We start from the raw sequence: 18,846 nt of genomic DNA, 5'->3' as shown, positions 1-18,846 counted from the left end.
GCAACGTGAGCACGACACCCCCGGCCACCCCCCCGGCCACATCACCGGCCACACTTCCGGCCACCGACCGGCCCGGCCCGCGCGTCGGGCTGGTCGGCGTCAACGGCTACGGCCGTACCCATCTGCGCAACGCCGTCCGGCTGCAGGAGCAGGGGCTGCTGCGGCTGGCCGCGTACGCCGACGTCGCGCCGGACGCCGCCGCAGTGGTCGCCGAGCACCTCGCCGCCCGGGCGTACGCCGGTCCGTCACCGCGCGGTCACCGCACCCTCACCGACCTACTGGCCGCCGAGCGCCCCGACGTCGTGGTGCTCGGCACGCCCATCCCGCTGCACGCGCCGATGATCGAGGAGGCGTTCGCCGCCGGCTCCTCGGTCCTGGTGGAGAAGCCGCCGGTGGTGACAGTGCAGGACATGGACCGACTGCTCGCCCTGCAGGACTCCGGCGACCGGGCCGGCTCCGCGCCGCTGTGCCAGGTGGGCTTCCAGAACGCCCGCGCACCCGTCGTCCGCGCCCTGGCCCGGCTCGCCCGCGACGGCGCGCTCGGGGAGGTGGAGCACGTGGGCCTGGCCGGCCGCTGGTCGCGCGCCGACTCCTACTACGCGCGTACGAACTGGGCCGGCCGGCTGGTCCACGACGGTAGGTACGTCCTGGACGGCACGCTCACCAACCCGTTCGCACACGGCCTGATGAACGCCCTGATCGTGGCCGGCGACCACGACGACGCCCCGGCCACGCCCACCGCGGTGCGGGCGGAGCTTTACCGCTGCCGGGACAGTATCGACGGCGACGACACCGCGAGCGTCCGGGTCGACACCGCCGAGGGCCGCACCGTCGTCGCGGCGGTCACGCTGTGCGCGCCGGCGCAGGTGCCGCCGTACGTGTTCGTCCGCGGCACCAGGGCCACCGCCCGGGCGTACTACACGACCGGAGAGCTCACCCTGGAGTCCGGGCAGGCCGGGCAGGCCGGGCAGCAGCCACCGGCGGCGGCCGTGCGGGCGGTCGAGGCACTGGCCGCCGACGCCGCGCGCGCGGGCCGTGCGCCGGGCGACCCCGGTTCGCCCGATCTGCTCGCGAATCTGGTCAATGTCGTCCGCGGTTACGACGATCGGCTGCTGTGCCCCCTTAAGATGACCCGAGGTTTCGTCCTCGCCCTCAACGGCATGTACGAGTCCGCAGGCAGACCCGGTCCCGTCTCGCCACGCTTCACCACCGTCCATGACGAGAACGGCGAGCGCTGGGTGCACCTGGTGGGCGTCGACGACCTCATCGAGCGCTGCGCCCGCGACGGGCTGTTGTTCTCCGAGGCCGGCGCCGACTGGGCCTCGCCCACCCGCGCGTTCTCTCTCGCGAACTACCGGAACTTCACTTCGTTCTCATGCTGATGGACCGCTACCGCATCGTCGCGCGGCACAACGTCCGGCGGACCTCCGCCGACGCCCTGGAGCCGCTCACAGTCGGCAACGGCGAGTTCGCCTTCACCGCCGACGTGACCGGGCTGCAGACCTTTCCCTCGTTCCACGCCGACGGCATGCGGCTGGGCACCCAGGCGCAGTGGGCCTGGCACACCGCGCCCAACCCGGAGGGCTACGCGCTGGCGGAGTCCTTCGAGGACTACTCCACCGCGGCCGGTCGTTCGGTGCCGTACTCCACCACCGGCCCGGACTTCGGCGACTCGTCGGTGCACTCCCGCGCCAAGCTGGCCCGCCAGTGGCTGCGGGAGAACCCACATCGGATCGACCTCGGCCGGATCGGGTTCGTACGCCCCGACGGGCAGCCGGTGCGGCTGTCGGAGCTGGGGTCGATCAGTCAGCGGCTGGATCTGTGGCGTGGCCGGATCGAGAGCCGGTTCGAGCTGGACGGAACGCCGGTGGAGGTCACGACAGCCTGCGACCCCGAGCTCGACCTGCTCGCCGTCCGCGTGGAGTCGCCGTTGCTGGCGCGCGGCGAGCTCGCGATCGGAACCCGCTTCCCGTACGCCGTGGGCGACTGGAGCGAGCCGTGCGACTGGGACTCCCCCACCAGCCACCTGTCCGAGCTGCACCTGCGCGGCAACCGCGCCGACATCCGCCGGCTCCTCGACGCCGACGTGCACCACGTGGCACTCACCTGGTCGGCGGGTGCGGTACTGAAGCAGCTCGGACCCCACGAGTTCGCCGTGCACGCCGACGGCGTGGGCATCCTCGAGCTCACGGTCGGCTTCTCCCCCGCGCCGGTCGAGCAGGCGCCGACGGTGGCCGCGGTGCTCACCGCGGCCGAGGTCTCGTGGACGGAGTTCTGGTCCACCGGCGGGATCGTCGATCTGTCCGGCTCCACCGACCCGCGGGCCGAGGAGCTCGAACGCCGGGTCGTCCTGTCGCAGTACCTCACCGCCGTCAACTGCGCGGGCTCCACGCCGCCGCAGGAGACCGGTCTGGTCACCAACAGCTGGCGCGGGAAGTTCCACCTGGAGATGCACTGGTGGCACGCGGCCCACTTCGCGCTCTGGAACCACCCGGCCCTGCTCGAACGCAGCCTCGGGTGGTACGACAAGGCGCTGGCGGCCGCCCAGGAGACCGCCCGGCTGCAGGGCTACTCCGGAGCGCGCTGGCCCAAGCAGGTCGGACCGGAAGCACGGGAGAGCCCGAGCGACATCGGCGCGCTCCTGGTGTGGCAGCAGCCGCACCCGATCTACTTCGCCGAGCTGGTCTGGCGGCGCCGGCCTTCCCGGCGTACGGCCGAGCGGTTCGCCCGGCTGGTGTTCGAGTCGGCGGCGTTCATGGCGTCGTACGCCACCTGGGATCCGCGGCGGGAACGCTTCGACCTCGGCCCGCCGGTGGCGTCGGCGCAGGAGAAGGCCTACCCACTGCGCCGGGAGGCCCGCAACCCCGCGTTCGAGCTGGCGTACTGGCGATGGGGACTGCAGACCGCCCAGGTGTGGCGCGAACGCCTCGGCCTGGCCCGCGTACCCGCGTGGGACGCGGTGGCCAAGCACCTCGGTCCACTGCCCGAACGCGACGGCCGCTACGTCGAGCTCGAACACCCGGTGACCGAACGCGAGGGGCACCCGACGATGGTCGGCGCGTTGGGCTTCGTGCCCGACGTGGGCCTGGCCGACGCCGACCGGATGCGGGCCACGCTGCGCGACGTGCTCGACCGCTGGGAGTGGTCGGACACCTGGGGCTGGGACTACCCCCTGCTGGCGATGACCGCCTGCCGGGTGGGCGAGCCCCGCCTCGCCGTGGAGGCGCTGCTGCTGGACACGCCGAAGAACCACTACCTCGGCAACGGCCACAACTTCCAGCGCCCGGGCACGTTGCCGCTGTACCTCCCCGGCAACGGCGGCCTGTTGTACGCCGTGGCGATGATGGCGGCCGGCTGGGACGGCGCACCCGAAGGGCCGGCGCCCGGGTTCCCGGACTCCGGCTGGCAGGTGCGCTCGGACAACCTCGCGCCCGCACCCTGAGGCCGGCCGGCCGTCGCCCCTGGAGTGGCGGCAGGCCGGTGCCTTGCTGCGGTGGTGTCGGTCAGCGGCGGACGGTGGGCATCCCGAGCAGCACACCGGAAGGCGCACCCGACCCGTCCGCGGCCTCGGTCGCGCCCGCCTGCCGGGCCTGCCACAGGTCACCGGCCCGGGTGCGCCGGACGTCCAGCAGCGGGCCGTCGGCGACCAGGTGGTGCGGGGCCGCGTAGGTCACCTTGACCGTCACCAGGTCACCGGGGCGTACGCCGGACAGGGCCGCGCCACCGGGCCGGCCGCCGGAGAAGTGCACCAGCCGGTTGTCACGGGCCCGGCCGCTCATGCGGTCGGTGGCGGCGTCCTTGCGGCCCTCGCCCTCGGAGACGAGCACCTCGACCTGGCGGCCGACGAGCGCGCGGTTCTCCGCCCAGGCGATCTCCTCGACGAGCTCGACCAGGCGTTCGTACCTCGCCTGCACGACCTTCTTGGGCACCTGGTCCGGCAGGGTCGCCGCCGGCGTGCCCGGCCGCTTGGAGTACTGGAACGTGAACGCCGCGGAGAACTTCGCCTCCCGCACGACGTGCAGCGTCTCCTCGAAGTCCTCCTCGGTCTCGCCCGGGAAGCCGACGATGATGTCGGTGGTGATCGCGGCGTCCGGCATCGCCTGCCGTACCTTCGCCACGATGTCGAGGTAACGCGCCTGGCGGTAGGACCGCCGCATCGCCTTCAGCACGCGGTCCGAGCCCGACTGCAGCGGCATGTGCAACTGGTGCATGACGTTCGGTGTCCGCGCCATCGCGGCGATCACGTCGTCGGTGAAGTCGCGCGGGTGCGGGGAGGTGAAGCGCACCCGCTCCAGCCCGTCGATCTCCCCGCACGACCGCAGCAGCTTGCCGAACGCGAACCGGTCGCCGAACTCCACGCCGTAGGCGTTGACGTTCTGGCCGAGCAGGGTGACCTCGAGGACGCCCTCGGCGACCAGCGCCTTCACCTCGGCGAGGATGTCGCCGGGCCGGCGGTCCTTCTCCCGGCCGCGCAGCGCGGGCACGATGCAGAACGTGCACGTGTTGTTGCAGCCGACGCTGACCGCGACCCAGGCCGCGTGCTGGGACTCCCGGCGTGAGGGCAGCGTGGACGGGAACGTCTCCAGGTAGTCCTTGATCTCCACCTGTGCCTCGCCGAGCACCCGGGACCGCTCCAGCAGGGCCGGCAGCGAGCCGATGTTGTGCGTCCCGAACACCACGTCGACCCACGGGGCCCGGCGGACGATCTCGCCCTTGTCCTTCTGGGCCAGGCAGCCGCCGACGGCGATCTGCATGCCGGGCCGGCCGGCCTTCACCGGCGCCAGGTGGCCGAGGTTGCCGTACAGCTTGTTGTCGGCGTTCTCCCGGACGGCGCAGGTGTTGAGGACGACGACGTCGGCGGGGTCGCCGACGGGCGCGCGGACGTACCCCGCGTCCTCCAGCAGTCCGGACAGCCGCTCGGAGTCGTGGACGTTCATCTGGCACCCGAAGGTGCGGAGCTCGTACGTGCGCGTGCCGGAGACGTCGACGGCAGCGTCGGGTGCCGGGGATTCGATACGGTGCGTCATGACCGTCCAAGGGTACGGCGCGCCGTACCCGAGGAGCGGGGGCAGGCGTCCCTCACCGGGGGAAGTGCTCAGAACTGCCCGGCCCTGCGCACAACTGCCGTGAATTGCCCGGATTGATGGCCAAAGCGACATGGGGTCCGTTACGTCAGGGCCGGCCGGAGCAGCCGGAAGGGGTCCGCGGAGCGTCCCCGGACGACCACGGTCAGCGACACCATGATCGTCATGTTCCAGTCGGGCTACAGACCGCCGGGCGGTCTCGCGTCAGAACTCGAAGGAAGGTACCTTCCCCGCATGACAGACACGAGCGAGCGACCGCCCTCTCCCGGCGCGGCCTCCGCACGTCCGCTGGTCACCATGGAGCACGTCGACAAGCACTTCGGTGACCTGCACGTGCTCCAGGACATCAACCTCACCGTGCACGCCGGTGAGGTCGTGGTGATCATCGGGCCGTCGGGGTCGGGCAAGTCGACGCTGTGTAGGACGATCAACCGACTGGAGCCGATCGACTCCGGGGAGATCCGGCTCGACGGCCAGCAGCTGCCCGAGGAGGGCAGGAAGCTCGCCCAGCTCCGCGCCGACGTGGGCATGGTGTTCCAGTCGTTCAACCTCTTCCAGCACAAGACCGTGCTGGACAACGTCACTCTCGGCCCGATCAGGGTCCGCAAGATTCCCAAGGCGGAGGCCGAGACCCGGGCCCGGGCCCTCCTGGACCGGGTGGGTGTGGGCAACCAGGCCGAGAAGTACCCCGCGCAGTTGTCCGGCGGACAGCAGCAGCGGGTGGCGATCGCCCGCGCACTGGCGATGGAACCGAAGGTGATCCTCTTCGACGAGCCGACGTCCGCGCTCGACCCGGAGATGATCAAGGAAGTACTCGACGTGATGGTCGACCTCGCCCGCGGCGGCATGACGATGGTCGTCGTCACCCACGAGATGGGGTTCGCCCGCAGCGCGGCCGACCGGGTCGCGTTCATGGCCGACGGGCGGATCGTCGAGGAGCGCACACCCGAGGAGTTCTTCACCAACCCCCAGTCGGCACGGGCGAAGGACTTCCTCTCCAAGATCCTGCAGCACTGAATGTCTGAATGCCCCATCCCCGCACCGCCGAGCGCCGCTCCCTTCGGACCCTGCCGGGACCACACGCAAGCTGGGGTTGCGGGCCACCATCCAGAAAGGGACGTCATGCGTAAGAGCAGTCTGCGGTTGCTCGGAGCCGGCCTGGTAGCCGCGCTGGCCCTCACCGCCTGCGGAGGCAGCGGCGGAGGCCAGACGGACGTCAAGGTCGCCGAGAACCCCAAGTTCCCCGCCGGTTCGTCGATGGCGAAGTTCGCCAAGGCGAAGAAGATCAAGATCGGCATCAAGTTCGACCAGCCGGGCATCGGCTACAAAAAGCCCGGCACCGACACGCCGACCGGCTTCGACGTGGCGATGGCCGAGATCATCGCCGGCGGCATGGGCATCGAACCCAAGAACATCGAGTGGGTCGAGACCGTGTCGAAGAACCGCGAGCCCTTCCTGCAGAAGGGCACCGTCGACCTCGTGCTCGCGTCGTACTCCATCACGCCCGAGCGGCGCCAGGTCGTCGGCCAGGCCGGTCCGTACTTCGTCACCGGCCAGGGCCTGCTCGTCCGGAAGGACGACAAGTCGATCAAGTCCGGCGCGGACCTGAAGGGCAAGAAGGTCTGCTCGGTCACCGGGTCGACCTCCCTGAAGCAGGTCGAGGAGAAGTACGGCGCCAACCCGGCTCCGTTCGGCTCCTACTCCGAGTGCGTGACCCAGTTGAAGAACAAGTCCGTGGACGCGGTCACCACCGACGAGGCGATCCTTCAGGGCTACGCCGCCGAGGACAAGGATCTCGTGACGGTCGGCAAGCCGTTCACCGAGGAGCGTTACGGGATCGGCTTCAAGAAGGGCGACACCGCAATGTGCAAGTACCTCACCGACAGCATCAACAAGGCGGTGAAGGACGGCGACTGGAAGAAGGCGTTCGACGCCACGCTCGGCAAGGCCACCGATGTGAAGGCACCGGCCGCGCCCAAGCCGGACCCCTCCTGCCAGTGAGCACCGACCTGCCCGGCGCGCGGCCTGCCGGCCCGCGCCGGGCAGGTCCGTGTCGCCCACCCGTCCGCTTCTTCGGGCGCCGACCAAGGGAGACCAGCCCGACGTGAACGTGCTGATCGACAACCTGCCGAAGATCGTCTCCGGCTTCTGGCTCACGGTCCAGTTGCTCGTCGTCTCCGGGGTGGTCGCGACGCTGCTCGGCATCGTCCTGGCAGGGATGCGGGTCTCCCCGGTGCCGGTGCTGCGGCGTGCGGGCACGGCGTACGTCACGGTCTTCCGCAACACCCCACTGCTGATCGTCTTCCTGATCATCGTGACCGGGCTGCCGGCGGTCGGGCTGCAGTACAGCTTCTTCGTCCGGGCGATCATCTCGCTCTCGCTCTACACCGCCGCGTTCGTCTGCGAGGCGCTGCGCTCGGGCATCAACGCCATCCAGGCAGGCCAGGCGGAGGCGGCCCGGGCCATCGGCATGACGTTCGGGCAGAGCCTGCGGCTGATCGTCCTGCCGCAGGCGTTCCGCGCCGTCGTGCCGCCGCTGGCGAGCATCCTCATCGCCCTGACCAAGAACACCGCCATCGCCGAGGTGTTCGGCGTGACCGAGGCGAGCTACCAGCTCGACTCGCTCGTACGCGACTTCCCGACCGCCCTGTGGTGGCTGTTCGCCGGCATCGCGCTCGGCTACGTGATCATCGTGTTCCTGATCGCCGGTGGCGCCTCCCTGCTCGAACGACGTTGGACGGTGACCCGATGAGTACAGTCCTCTTCGACGTACCCGGCCCGGTCGCCCGGCGCCGGCACCTCATCGGCGGAGTCATCGGCTCGGTCGTCCTGCTGGCCCTGCTCGGGTTCGTGCTGTGGAAGCTGTGGGCCGCCGACCAGATCACGCCGAAGGCGTTCGAGCCGTTCACCGACCCCGACATCCTGCGTGGGCTGGGCGAGGCGATCCTCACCACGCTGACCGCGGCCGCGGTGGCGATCGTGCTGGCTCTGGTCTTCGGCGCGGTGTTCGCCGCCGGCCGGCTGTCCGACCACGCGATCCTGCGCTGGCCGTCGATCGCGGTGATCGAGTTCTTCCGCGCCATCCCGCTGGTGTTGCTGATCCTCGCGATGTTCCTCGGCTTCGGTGACGTGACGGGCCGCTTCTGGGCCTTGGTGCTTGCCCTGATGCTCTACAACGGCTCGGTGCTCGCGGAGGTGTTCCGCGCCGGCATCAAGGCGGTGCCGCGCGGGCAGTCGGAGGCGGCGTACGCGCTCGGTCTGCGCAAGAGCAGCGTGATGTTGCTGATCCTGGTTCCGCAGGCCGTCACCACGATGCTCCCGGCCATCATCAGCCAGTGTGTGGTGGCGCTGAAGGACACCGCGCTCGGCTACATCATCAGCTCCCAGGAGCTGGCGTCGTTCACCAAGCAGGTCATCTCCGGCTACAACAACCCGATCGCTGCCGGTGCCGTCGCGGCGGCGGTCTACATCGTCATCAACTACACGCTGTCCCGGGTCGCGCAGTGGCTGGAGGCCAGGCAGCGCCGGCAGGGCCGCACGGTCGTCCCGCTGGCCAGCACCCCCGCCGGTGATCCCAGTGGCGGCGTGTCCGGCGGTGTGCCGGGCGATGGCTCCGGCCCTGCTCGCTGAGCCGGCAGGCCCGCGTCGGGGCGGCGCGGTCAGAGCGCGGTCTCGGTGGCGCGGGTCTCCCGGATCACGGTGACCCGGATCTGCCCGGGGTAGGTCAGTTCGGTCTCCACCCGCTTGGCGATGTCGCGGGCGAGCACCTGCGCCTGCACGTCGTCGATCTCGGCCGGGAGCACCATGACGCGGACGTCCCGGCCGGACCGCATGGCGTGCACGGCGGCCACGCCGGGATAGGAACGGGCGATCTCCTCCAGCCGCTCCAACCGTTGGACGTACGCTGCGAGCGCCTCGCGCCGGGCGCCGGGCCGGCCGCCGGAGATCGCGTCCGCCGCCTGGGTGAGGACCGCCTCCACCGTGCGCGGCTCCACCTCGTCGTGGTGTGCCTCGATCGCGTGCACCACCGCGGCGCTCTCCCCGTGCGAGCGCGCCACCTCGGCGCCCACCAGGGCGTGGCTGCCCTCGGCCCGGTGGGTGAGCGCCTTGCCGATGTCGTGCAGCAACCCGCAGCGCTTGGCCGGCGCCGGATCGAGCCCGAGCTCGGCGGCCAGCAGGGCAGCGATGGACGCCGACTCGACCAGGTGCCGCAGTACGTTCTGGCCGTACGACGTCCGGAACCGCAAGGTGCCGAGCAGGCGGACGAGCTCGGGATGCAGGTCGGTCAGCCCGGTCTCCGCCACCGCGTCCTCCCCCGCCCGCAGGCAGGTCTGCTCGACCTCGCCGAGGCTCCGGGCGTACAGCTCCTCGATCCGGCGCGGATGGATCCGGCCGTCGAGCACCAGGTGCTCCAGCGTCCTCCGCCCGACCTCTCGGCGGACCGGGTCGAAGCAGGACAGCATCACCGACTCCGGCGTCTCGTCCACGATCACGTTCACGCCGGTGATCTGCTCGAAGGCGCGGATGTTCCGCCCGTCGCGGCCGATGATGCGGCCCTTGAGCTCGTCACCGGGCAACTGCAACGTGGTCACCACCGACTCGGCGGTCTGTTCGGTCGCGAGTCGCTGCACCACCGTGGTGATGACGGCCCGGGCGCGCCGCTCGCCCTCCTCGCGTGCCTGGTGCTCGAGGTCGCGGACCGTCAGTGCCGCCTCGCGCTTGGCCTCGTTCTCGATGGAGCTCACCAGCTCGGCCCTGGCCTGGTCGGCGGTCAGCCCGGCGGCTCGTTCCAGCACCCGCCGGCGCTCGGTCTCCAGGTCGGCGAGCGCGGCCTGGCGAGCGGCCAGCGCCTCCTGGGCCGCCGACACCGTCCGGGTCCGGCTCTCCAGTTCGCGTTCGGCCAGGTCGAGCCGTGACTCGCGGTCGGTGAGGCGGCGTTCGCGGCGGTCGAGGTCGTCGGACCGTGCGCGGAGCTCCTGCGGCAGGGGGGACGCGGCCTCACCGATGGCAACGGCGGACGGTGCTCCTGGCCGGGCACGGGCAGCGGCCCACCAGGACCACGCGGGACGAACGAGGGCACCGAGGAGTACGAGGACGGCGAGCCCGACGAGCAACAGGGCGACCTGGACGAGGGAAACCATCAGGGCAGCGCTCCCTTCCCCGACCACCACCTCGGCAGAACCCGCCGGCGGAGGTCTGGCTCGGAAGGGATCGATCCGCGCGCACGTACCGGCGGGCGGCGACCTTGCCGCGGCCCCGGAGCCGGCAGATCACGTCTTCACCGCCGCCCGGTCTCAACCTGCGCGAGATTCGGTGACGCAGAGTCGTCACTGGTGCGGCTCTTCGAAGCCGCTCGGCAGCGATGTCGCAGTGGTCTCGAGGAACGTGCAGGTGAAGCTCCGTTCGGCCGATGCGAGTGGCAGCGCCGGCGACTGACGCAGAGTGATCTCTTCCTGCTCTGGAGGCTAAGTCGCCGTAGGGGGCCGGTCAAGGACGGTGGACAAGGGCGGCCGTCCGCCCCGCGTGCGCCTGAGCGAGCCGGTCGGGCCGGCCTTTCAGGGCCTGTCCTGCGGACCCTAGAAGAAGTCGCGGGACCAGGGCAGGCGACCGGTGAACACGCGGTCCAGGGCGGCGAGGTCGGCCTCGTCCGCTCCGGAGACCAGCCCGAGCCGGGCCAGCCGGTGCGGGGACGCCCAGCCGGTGTAGAGCGAGGCCAGCCGGCCGATGCCGAGGCGTACGTCACCTCGTCCGCCCGGCTCCAGGTGGCCGGCGCCGTCCTTGACCCGGAGTACGTGCGGGCCGGTGTTCCACCTGGCCACCGGGTCGTCGAGGTGCAGGTGGACCTCGGCGGTGACGTCCGGGGCGTAGCCACGCGCGGCAACCGCGCCGGCCGCGTCCACCAGGCGGGTCATCCAGCACCAGCCCCGGTCGGCCGGGCGCAGATCGCGTTCGCCGACCAGCATCGCCAGCGCGGACTGGGGCGGCGTCACCAGTGTCACCGTGCCCGCCACGGGATACTGCGCGGCGAGGACCCGCAGCAGCGCGAGCTCACTGGCCAGGTCGGCGGCCAGCGACTGGAGCACGTTGATGGTGTAGAAGCCACGGTCGCCGGCCGGATCCGTACGGCTGGTGACGAGCAGGCCGGTGAGACGGCCGTCGGTCTCCGCGACGTATCCCTCCTGGATCCCGGGATGGCCGAGGAGCCGGCGGCCGCCGAACTCGGGTCCGTGGGAGAGGTTGCCCGGCTCCTCCCGCGACACCGCGTCGTGCAGCTCGCGGATCGCGGGCAGGTCAGCCTCGGTGGTGGGCCGGACCTCGACCTCACGCTCGGGCCTGGGCAGGGAGGTGAGTGCTCGCAGGTCGATCCACTGCTCGGGATAGCTGCCGGCCACTTCCCAGCCGTTGCGGCGGTAGAGGGTGTGGTTCATCGGATAGAGCGACGCCACTACCTCGCCGCGGTCGCGCATGGCCCGGATCGCCTCGTGGACGAGGGTGCTCGCGACTCCCCTCCCCCGCGCGTCGGGAGCGACGGCCACGCCGGACACCCCACCCATCGGCACCCGGCGTCCGCCGAACCACTGGCCGAGCTCCCACACCGCCAGCCGTCCCACGATCCGCTCGCCCTCGGTGGCCAGCAGCCGCCGGTCGAGCGGGTTCGCCGCCCGGTCGTTGGTGTCGTCGTAGGGAGCCGGACGGGCCGCGAATGCCAGCTGGCCGAGATCGTGAAGGGCCTGTCGGTCGTCGTCGCGAGCGGTCCGCACCTGAAGCGCCATGGCTGGCACGCTAGCGCCGACCTCGCCGCGATGGTGACCCGGGCGGATCACCACGCCGGTTCAGGCCGTAGGGCAGACCTACGCCTCCATCGAGTCGGCAGCCCCGCTGAACTCGGCGACAGCGGCGCGGGCCTCCTCGTCGGACTCCCCCTCCAGTGCCTCCTGGACCACTCGGGCGGCGAGCCCCGGCGAGTAGCCCTTCCGGGCCAGCATCGCCGCGAGTCGGCGGACCCTGGTGCGCCCGTCGAGCCCCCGGGTGGCGGCGAGCTTGCGGGCAACCAGAGCCCGGGCTGTTTCCAGCTCGGTCTCCGGGGACAGCTGGTCGAGCGCCTCGCCGACCTCGGAGTCACCCACCCCCCGGCGGCGCAGCTCGTGGGCCAGCGCCCGGCGTGCCAGCCCGCGCCCGGTGTGGCGGGAGTCCACCCACGCCCGGGCGAAGGCCGCGTCGTCGATCAGGCCGACGTCGGTGAACCGCCCGAGGACGGACTCGATGACGTCCTCGGGCACCTCCTTGCGTCGCAACGCCTGTTCCAGCTCCGCTCGTGAGCGGGGCTGGCCGGTGAGCTGGCGCAGGACGATGGTGCGGGCTGTCTGCTCGGGATCGGTCGCGGCGCGCTCCTGGTCGTCGTCCGACCGCGATGTCGATGACCTCGATGACCTCGACCTCGAGGATCTCGATGAGTTCTGCCTCACCTGTTCGTCTGCTCCTCGGCGCTAGAAGTCCTCGGGCTCGGGCTCGGACTCGTTCGCGGGCTGGTCCACCAGCGGGCCGATGCCGACCTTCTCCTTGATCTTCTTCTCCAGCTCCTCGGCAAGGTCGGGGTTGTCGCGGAGGAACTTCCGCGCGTTTTCCTTGCCCTGTCCGAGCTGGTCGCCCTCGTAGGTGTACCAGGCGCCGGCCTTGCGAACGAGGCCGTGCTCCACCCCGAGGTCGATCAGGCTGCCCTCGCGGCTGACACCTTCGCCGAACAGCATGTCGAACTCCGCCTGCCGGAAGGGCGGAGCCATCTTGTTCTTCACGACCTTCACCCGGACTCGGCTGCCCACCGCGTCCTGGCCGTCCTTCAGCGTCTCGATCCGCCGCACGTCGAGCCGGACGGACGCGTAGAACTTCAGCGCCTTGCCGCCGGTCGTGGTCTCCGGCGAACCGAACATCACACCGACCTTCTCGCGAAGCTGGTTGATGAAGATGGCGGTGGTCTTGGAGGAACTGATGACGCCGGTCAGCTTGCGCAGCGCCTGGCTCATCAGCCGGGCCTGCAGGCCGACGTGGCTGTCGCCCATCTCGCCCTCGATCTCGGCCCGCGGCACCAGAGCCGCCACCGAGTCGATCACCACGACGTCGAGCGCGCCGGAACGGATCAGCATGTCGGCGATCTCCAGCGCCTGCTCACCGTTGTCCGGCTGGGACACCAGCAACGCGTCGGTGTCGACGCCCAGCTTCTTGGCGTATTCGGGGTCGAGAGCGTGCTCGGCGTCGATGAAGCCGGCGACCCCGCCCGACTTCTGCGCGTTGGCCAGCGCGTGCAACGCGAGGGTGGTCTTACCCGAGCTCTCCGGCCCGTAGATCTCCACGACCCGCCCACGGGGCAGGCCACCGATCCCGAGCGCCACGTCGAGGGCGATGGCCCCGGTCGGGATCACCTCGATCGGAGCGCGGCCCTCCTGGCCCAGGCGCATCACGGCGCCCTTGCCGAACTGCCGCTCGATCTGCGCTATCGCGGTGTCCAGCGACTTGTCGCGGTCTTGACCTGCCATGCTCGCCATCCCGGTCGGATCGGGGGCTCGCCGTGAGCCCCGGGACTTCTTCTGCGTGGTCTTTTCGTTCATCACATCCGAGACGTTAGAGGTGACCACCGACATACCTGGATCCGGGCGGTGAAACCTGTGGACGCCACGGCCGTGAGCCGCATTGTGGACAACTCGCCACCGGCGAGTGCGGCCCACCAATGACACTCTACGACGATATGGCGAACACGCGTTCGAAGAGGTACGCCACGCCGGGCCGAGCGGATCCGACCGGTCTCGTTGCCCTGCTCGGCCCCGGAAAGAAGATCAGCGCTCCGAAGGCGGAAGCTCGAGGGCCTGCCACACCGCGCGCCAGACGGTCTTGGCGTCGACACCGGCGTCGAGGGCCTGCTGGGGAGTGCGACCGCCCAGCTCGGCCAGGACCTGGTCGCGCGCCCACGAGCGCGCATAGCCCGCACCGAGGTGGTGTTCCATTCGTCGCCAGAATTCCGTCAGTCGCACCGGCCCAGTATGACTGTCGCCCCCGCCCGGACCAGCGGCGGTCGTGGGCCCACCGACCCTCGGCCGGTCCGCGCCGCCTGCTGTGCGTACGCGCTGTAGGAGGAGTACGCGAACGCCTCCCCCTGCATCGCGGACAGGGTGTTCTCCCTCGCCTGCGGGGAGACGCGGATCGACGCCTGCGCGGTGCCGACCAGGTCCAGCCCGAGCAGTGCCCCCATCGCCACGATGGGGAGCCTCCTGGCTGTGCGCATCGGGTTCCCCTCCTCGAAGTGCCCGTCCAGTGAGTCGTCATCACCGAACGTGGTAGATCGTGAGGGGATCGTGACGAGCGTCTGCCGCCTGTCCTCGGTTCGGCCGAAAGGTCTCGGGACAGAGCTAGGGACAGATCCAGGAACAGGCGTCGGGGAAGGGGGAAAGCCTGCGACCTCACCTCGAGCGTGACCAGCGAGCCACTTCGCGGAGAACCTTCCTCACCAGGTCCGCCTGCTCGTCGGGCAGTTTTCGCACCAGCTGGTGCACCCGGCGGCGCAGCTGCCGGTCCGATGCCAGCCGGGCCGGCAGCCGCCGCAACGGGGCGTTGTGACGGACAGCGCGGACGGCCACGATGCGCCCCCCGCGGACGACCGCCGTGCCGATCGGGACGGCCGGCCGCTCTCCTGTGCCGTTGGTACGCAGGGCGATCGGGTGCCGTCCTGCCGGCAGCGCGGGTACGTGCTCCAGCGCCAGCACCGTGGTGCCGGCGGGCTGGATCCGGCCCGGCAACGTGTGCGAAGCGCCGGCACGGCCGATCACCACCTCCGCCTGGTGGGCTCCCGCGCCCGGGCCGGTGCGTACCGGCAGCGACAGCTGCAGGTGCGTACCACCCTCACTGACGTGCAGCGGACCCACGCCGAGCGACGCCACCGCGCTCGCGAGCGCCTGGCCGCGGGCGTCCACCTCGAGGGCCAGCTGTCCGTCCGGAAGGGTGCGCTGCGGTACGACGATCCTGGCCGGGTCGCCGACCACCGCGGGCACCATCGCCTGCTTCCAGCGCGAGCTGCCGTCCAGTGTGATCCGGAGCGATCGCCCGAGACCGAGAATCTGTGCCGACAGCCAGAGGTCGTGGCGGCCGCCGGCCAGCGGGCCGCCCCCCGCCAGCCGGTCGGGGTCCAGGGTGAACACGCCCGAGGCGACCACCTGGTGGTGCACCTGCGTACCGTCGTGCACCACCCGCTCCAGCGAACCGTGCAGGGGCTCGGGGGCGAACCACCACGTGTCGGAGTCCCGGTGGTGCACTCGCAGGTCACCCTGCACGTGCTCGCACGGGTCACCGACGTCCCAGCCCTCGGCGAGAGTGGGCAGCCCGGCCGCCAACTCGTCGTCGAGGTAGTACCTGCCGGCGCGTTCGGTGACCACGACAGGGCGCCCGTCGGGGTGAAGGAGCCGCGCGCGCACGCCGACCCGCAACGCACCGGCGCGCCAGGTCACCTCCTCCACCTCGGCCTCGGCTCGTACCTTCTCGCACCGTCGCGCGAGCTCCATCAGCCCGTCGAGCCGGTCGCGCTGGAGCAGAGTCACGCGCAGCCGCATGACCGGTGCCAGGCCGTCGACCACACCGCCGGGGCCGGACCCGAAGCGTTCCAGGGTGAGCTTGCGTACTTCCCGATAACCGGCGTTGCGGTAACCCTCGGAGTAACGGACCAGTCTCGGCTCCCGCAGCCGGGACATCATCTCCACCCGCAGGAGCCGGCGGAGGAGCCGGTCGCGCACCTCGCCGGGATCGGTGCCCTCCTCGATGGCGTCCATGACCTCGCGGACGTTGGCGTAGTAGCCACGCAGGTTGAGGGCGTTGCCGCTGTTGTTGCCGCCGTCGTCGCGCCGGAGCCAGTAGTAGCAGACGTAGTCGCCGACGATGGAGACCGACTTCGCACGGGTGTACGCGCGGGCCATGAAGAGCTGGTCCTCCAGGCGTCGCCTGCCCTCGGGGAACCAGATGCCGTTGTCCATCAGGAAGGAACGCCGGAACATCTTGTGTGGCGTGAGGCTCTCGATCAACGGGGCGTCCGCGACGGTGCAGGACGGCACGGTCTGCGCGAACACGGTGCTGGGGCCGGTCATCGTGCCGCCGACCTTGCCGAGAACGATGTCGGCGTCGTTGCTCGATCCCAGGGCGTACATGCGCTCCAGGGCCTCCGGCGCGAGTACATCGTCCTGGTCCACGAACTGGACGTACTCCCCGCGCGCGAGCTCGACGCCGACGTTGCGCGGCTTGCCCGGCCAGCCGGAGTTTTCCTGGTGGTGTACCCGCACCCGCGGATGGGTGGCCGCGAGCTCGTCCAGGTGCCGGGGTGAGTCGTCGGTGGACCCGTCGTCGACGAAGACGATTTCGTACTCGTCAGGAGGAAGGCTCTGGTTCAGCAACGACTCTGCGCAGTGCTGGAGGTACGGTCCGGGGTTGTAGACGGGCACGACGACACTGGCCTTGATCATTGAAACCCCCGTACAGCTTGGTCCCCGCGGCACTGGCGTACGTGACGATGAGGTTCCCGGTCACGCACCAGGACAAACCGCGGTAGACGCCAACGGGTTGCGTACAGGCCACTACTTTTTGATCTCTTATCACGGCCCTGTGCATGCAGGGCCGGACGCGACCGGCCCGGCGGACCAGCCGGGCCGTCAGCTCAGCTGGCCTGGCTCTCCCCCATCGCCTCCGGTGCCGTGCTGGGCTCGACGAACGCGGTGACCTGCTCCAGTTGCGGGCCGGCGCCGTGCTGGCCGTCCCACTCCAGGTCGGCCGCTGCCATCAGGGCGTCCGCGGCGGCGTTCCAGCGTTGCTGCGCGGGCGGCTCGTCGGGCCCGAGGAGGTAGGCCCGCGCCTGCACCCGGGCCTCCGCCTGCGGGTCGGATGTCAGGATCGTGTCCACGAGCTCGTTGATGTCCGCCCCGGGGTTCAGCAGGTAGGAGGAGTACGCGCTCGGGAACGCCGCCCGGAACTCGTCCTCGGACAGGCCCTTGGGGTTGGCGACCACGCAGGGCTTGCCCGTGGCCAGGAAGTCCGACACGACGCTGGAGATGTCGGCGACCATGACGTCGGCCTGGTTGTACACGTCGAACAGGTTCGGCAGTGCCCCCTCGACCAGTACGTGCCGCGCGCCCTGCGCCGGCCAGAACACCTCGTGCCACCGCGCGGTCAGGCGCTCGGCCTCCGCCACGGTCACGTCGTCGCCGGCCAGGCGTTCCTTCAGCTCGGCCAGCTCGGCGGCGGCCCGCTCCGGCACCGGCGGCATCCCCCGGGTCGCCGCCGCGATCGCCGCCTGGATCTGCCGGTCGGCCTCGGCCGCCCGCGGGTCGCGGGTGCCGGTCAGCGGGTGCGGCTTGTAGATGAGGCGGACCGGCACCGGCGAGGCCAGCAGCCGGTTCACGAGCTCCAGCCCCATGACCGTCAGCGAGGTCTGGAAGTCGTCGTCGGTCCAGCCCTCCCAGGTGGGGAGGTAGAGAACGGTCAGCGGCCGCTCGGCGGTGATCGGGGGCAGGGTGCCCGTCAGGCGTTCGATCACGTCCAGCTGCGGGCGTCCGACCTCGACGATCTCGTCGTCGCGGACACCGACCTGTGCGCGGGCGTAGCGTTCGCGGCCCGCCGGGCCGGCCACCCAGATCTCGTCGTACACCTTGCTGAACGGGTTGAAGCTCGCGACCTTGTCGCTGTCGCCGTGGCCGATGAACACGTGCTTGACCCGCGGCTCGCGCAGCAGGTGGATGTTGTTGCCGACGTTGGAGACGAACAACGCGATCCGGGCGTCCGACAACGTGAAGTTCATCAGGTCGACCTGGTTCGGGATGCACACGATCGGCAGCGTGGTGCGGCCGAGGTTGCGGATCGCGTGCCGCTGGCGTACGACGACGACGCCCTGGTGCGGCATGCGCTCGACCGTCCGCAGCCACATCTCGGCCTGGTAGAGCGAGCTGGCCGAACCACTGAAGTACAGCACGACTTCGGGGTGGTACTGCTCGCGAAGCGCGGCGCTCACTCCGTCCAGGAGCGCCTGGCGTCCCGGCCTGGAGCCGAGCGCGAACAGTTGCCGCAGCAGCAGCAGGCTGGCCACACCGACGACCACGACGTAGAGAACCATCATGATGCCGAACGGCCGGAAGTCGCTGAGCCGGACGCTGACCGCCCCCGCGAGCACCGGCAGGAGCCCCAGGGTGAGCAGCCGGAACGTCAGGTTGTCCACCAGGATCCCCGGCAGCGACGTCGGCCGCAGCTCCGCCGGCAGGTCGATGTTGCGCACCTCCACCGGCGGCTGGGTGCGCCGGCGGACCAGGGTGAGCAGTCCGAGATAGCCGATCCGGCCCATCGGCACCAACATCGCCACCAGGCTGACCACCAGAAGCTCCGGGCGGCTCATGTCGCGGTTGGCGTCGGTGATCGCGATCAGGAGCAGCAGCAGGAAGATCTGCACGAACGCGCGGTGGGAGATGCCGAACTGCGCCCGGCGCAGCAACAGCACCACCGGCCGGAACCTGCGTTCGACCACGATGTCCATCACCGCGGCGACGAGCAGGAAGAGCGCGAAGATCATCGGGGTGGCCAGGACCGCGGTCACCACCAGCGCGGCGTAGCTCGCGACGAGTGCGAAGAGGACGCCGATCAGCGGCCCTCGGCGGACGAGCGTCTGCAGCACGGGCGGTTCTCCCAGGTGGTCGTGGACGACGGCTGGCCGGTAGGCGGATGGTCGGTAGGCGGATGGTCGGCGGATGGT

Annotated in this window: 15 protein-coding genes; 6 read left to right on the top strand and 9 right to left on the bottom strand. The window is 70.9% G+C overall.

From position 1 onward, the window contains the following. Window positions 1–5 precede the first annotated feature (5 nt). Together ABZV93_RS15380 and ABZV93_RS15375 are read left to right on the top strand one after the other, a co-directional pair. Entirely contained in the window at window positions 6–1,382 is a 1,377-nt protein-coding gene (locus ABZV93_RS15380; RefSeq protein ID WP_354935555.1) for a Gfo/Idh/MocA family oxidoreductase, read from the top strand. Then, window positions 1,376–3,442: a hypothetical protein gene (locus ABZV93_RS15375; RefSeq protein ID WP_354935552.1), complete on the top strand. Its 2,067-nt coding sequence runs from the start codon at window positions 1,376–1,378 to the stop codon at window positions 3,440–3,442. Before ABZV93_RS15380 ends, ABZV93_RS15375 begins: the two co-directional genes overlap by 7 nt. 61 nt (window positions 3,443–3,503) lie before the next feature. On the opposite strand, the gene miaB is transcribed toward ABZV93_RS15375, so the two are convergent. Then, window positions 3,504–5,027 (bottom strand): tRNA (N6-isopentenyl adenosine(37)-C2)-methylthiotransferase MiaB, encoded by a 1,524-nt coding sequence (miaB, locus tag ABZV93_RS15370; protein WP_354935549.1) that lies wholly within the window; start codon window positions 5,025–5,027, stop codon window positions 3,504–3,506. 345 nt (window positions 5,028–5,372) lie between these two features. Between miaB and ABZV93_RS15365 the strand changes: the two genes are divergently transcribed. The 4 genes from ABZV93_RS15365 to ABZV93_RS15350 all read left to right on the top strand — a co-directional run bounded on the left by ABZV93_RS15365 (window position 5,373) and on the right by ABZV93_RS15350 (window position 8,714). Next, window positions 5,373–6,101, top strand: a complete 729-nt coding sequence (locus tag ABZV93_RS15365; RefSeq protein WP_354935671.1) for an amino acid ABC transporter ATP-binding protein — start codon at window positions 5,373–5,375, stop codon at window positions 6,099–6,101. Window positions 6,102–6,206: 105 nt separating this feature from the next. Then, window positions 6,207–7,085, top strand: coding sequence for a glutamate ABC transporter substrate-binding protein (locus ABZV93_RS15360; protein ID WP_354935546.1), 879 nt, complete (start codon window positions 6,207–6,209; stop codon window positions 7,083–7,085). Between the two features lie 103 nt (window positions 7,086–7,188). After that, on the top strand, window positions 7,189–7,836 hold the full coding sequence (locus tag ABZV93_RS15355) for an amino acid ABC transporter permease (protein ID WP_354935543.1): 648 nt from the start codon (window positions 7,189–7,191) through the stop codon (window positions 7,834–7,836). Then, window positions 7,833–8,714 (top strand): amino acid ABC transporter permease, encoded by an 882-nt coding sequence (locus ABZV93_RS15350; RefSeq protein WP_354935540.1) that lies wholly within the window; start codon window positions 7,833–7,835, stop codon window positions 8,712–8,714. The genes ABZV93_RS15355 and ABZV93_RS15350 overlap by 4 nt, the downstream gene beginning before the upstream one ends. A 29-nt stretch (window positions 8,715–8,743) precedes the next feature. Here the strand turns inward: ABZV93_RS15350 and rny are convergent, their stop codons facing one another. From rny to ABZV93_RS15310, 8 genes are all read right to left on the bottom strand, one after another. Further along, complete coding sequence (gene rny / locus ABZV93_RS15345; RefSeq protein WP_354935537.1) at window positions 8,744–10,225, bottom strand: ribonuclease Y; 1,482 nt, start codon at window positions 10,223–10,225, stop codon at window positions 8,744–8,746. A 435-nt stretch (window positions 10,226–10,660) separates the two neighbouring features. Beyond that, window positions 10,661–11,857 carry a GNAT family N-acetyltransferase gene (locus ABZV93_RS15340; protein ID WP_354935534.1) on the bottom strand — a complete coding sequence of 399 codons (1,197 nt, stop codon included), beginning with the start codon at window positions 11,855–11,857 and terminating at the stop codon, window positions 10,661–10,663. A gap of 78 nt (window positions 11,858–11,935) precedes the next feature. Continuing rightward, window positions 11,936–12,550, bottom strand: a complete 615-nt coding sequence (locus ABZV93_RS15335; RefSeq protein WP_354935531.1) for a regulatory protein RecX — start codon at window positions 12,548–12,550, stop codon at window positions 11,936–11,938. 21 nt (window positions 12,551–12,571) lie between these two features. Beyond that, the gene (gene recA / locus ABZV93_RS15330; protein ID WP_354935528.1) at window positions 12,572–13,615 is read right to left on the bottom strand and encodes a recombinase RecA; all 1,044 of its coding nucleotides are present in this window, start codon (window positions 13,613–13,615) and stop codon (window positions 12,572–12,574) included. A gap of 297 nt (window positions 13,616–13,912) precedes the next feature. Then, a complete protein-coding gene (locus ABZV93_RS15325) occupies window positions 13,913–14,107 on the bottom strand; it encodes a DUF3046 domain-containing protein (protein ID WP_354935525.1) in 195 nt (64 codons plus the stop codon). Beyond that, window positions 14,098–14,358, bottom strand: a complete 261-nt coding sequence (locus ABZV93_RS15320) for a hypothetical protein (protein WP_354935522.1) — start codon at window positions 14,356–14,358, stop codon at window positions 14,098–14,100. Before ABZV93_RS15320 ends, ABZV93_RS15325 begins: the two co-directional genes overlap by 10 nt. Before the next feature lie 175 nt (window positions 14,359–14,533). After that, entirely contained in the window at window positions 14,534–16,576 is a 2,043-nt protein-coding gene (locus ABZV93_RS15315; RefSeq protein WP_354935519.1) for a glycosyltransferase family A protein, read from the bottom strand. A 191-nt stretch (window positions 16,577–16,767) separates the two neighbouring features. After that, window positions 16,768–18,768, bottom strand: a complete 2,001-nt coding sequence (locus ABZV93_RS15310) for a hypothetical protein (protein ID WP_354935516.1) — start codon at window positions 18,766–18,768, stop codon at window positions 16,768–16,770. Window positions 18,769–18,846 lie beyond the last annotated feature (78 nt).

The organism is Actinopolymorpha sp. NPDC004070 (genome assembly GCF_040610475.1).
Classification (GTDB): Bacteria; Actinomycetota; Actinomycetes; order Propionibacteriales; family Actinopolymorphaceae; genus Actinopolymorpha.
Note: the sequence above shows the minus strand (reverse complement) of the source record. Positions and strands in the feature narration are given on the sequence as shown.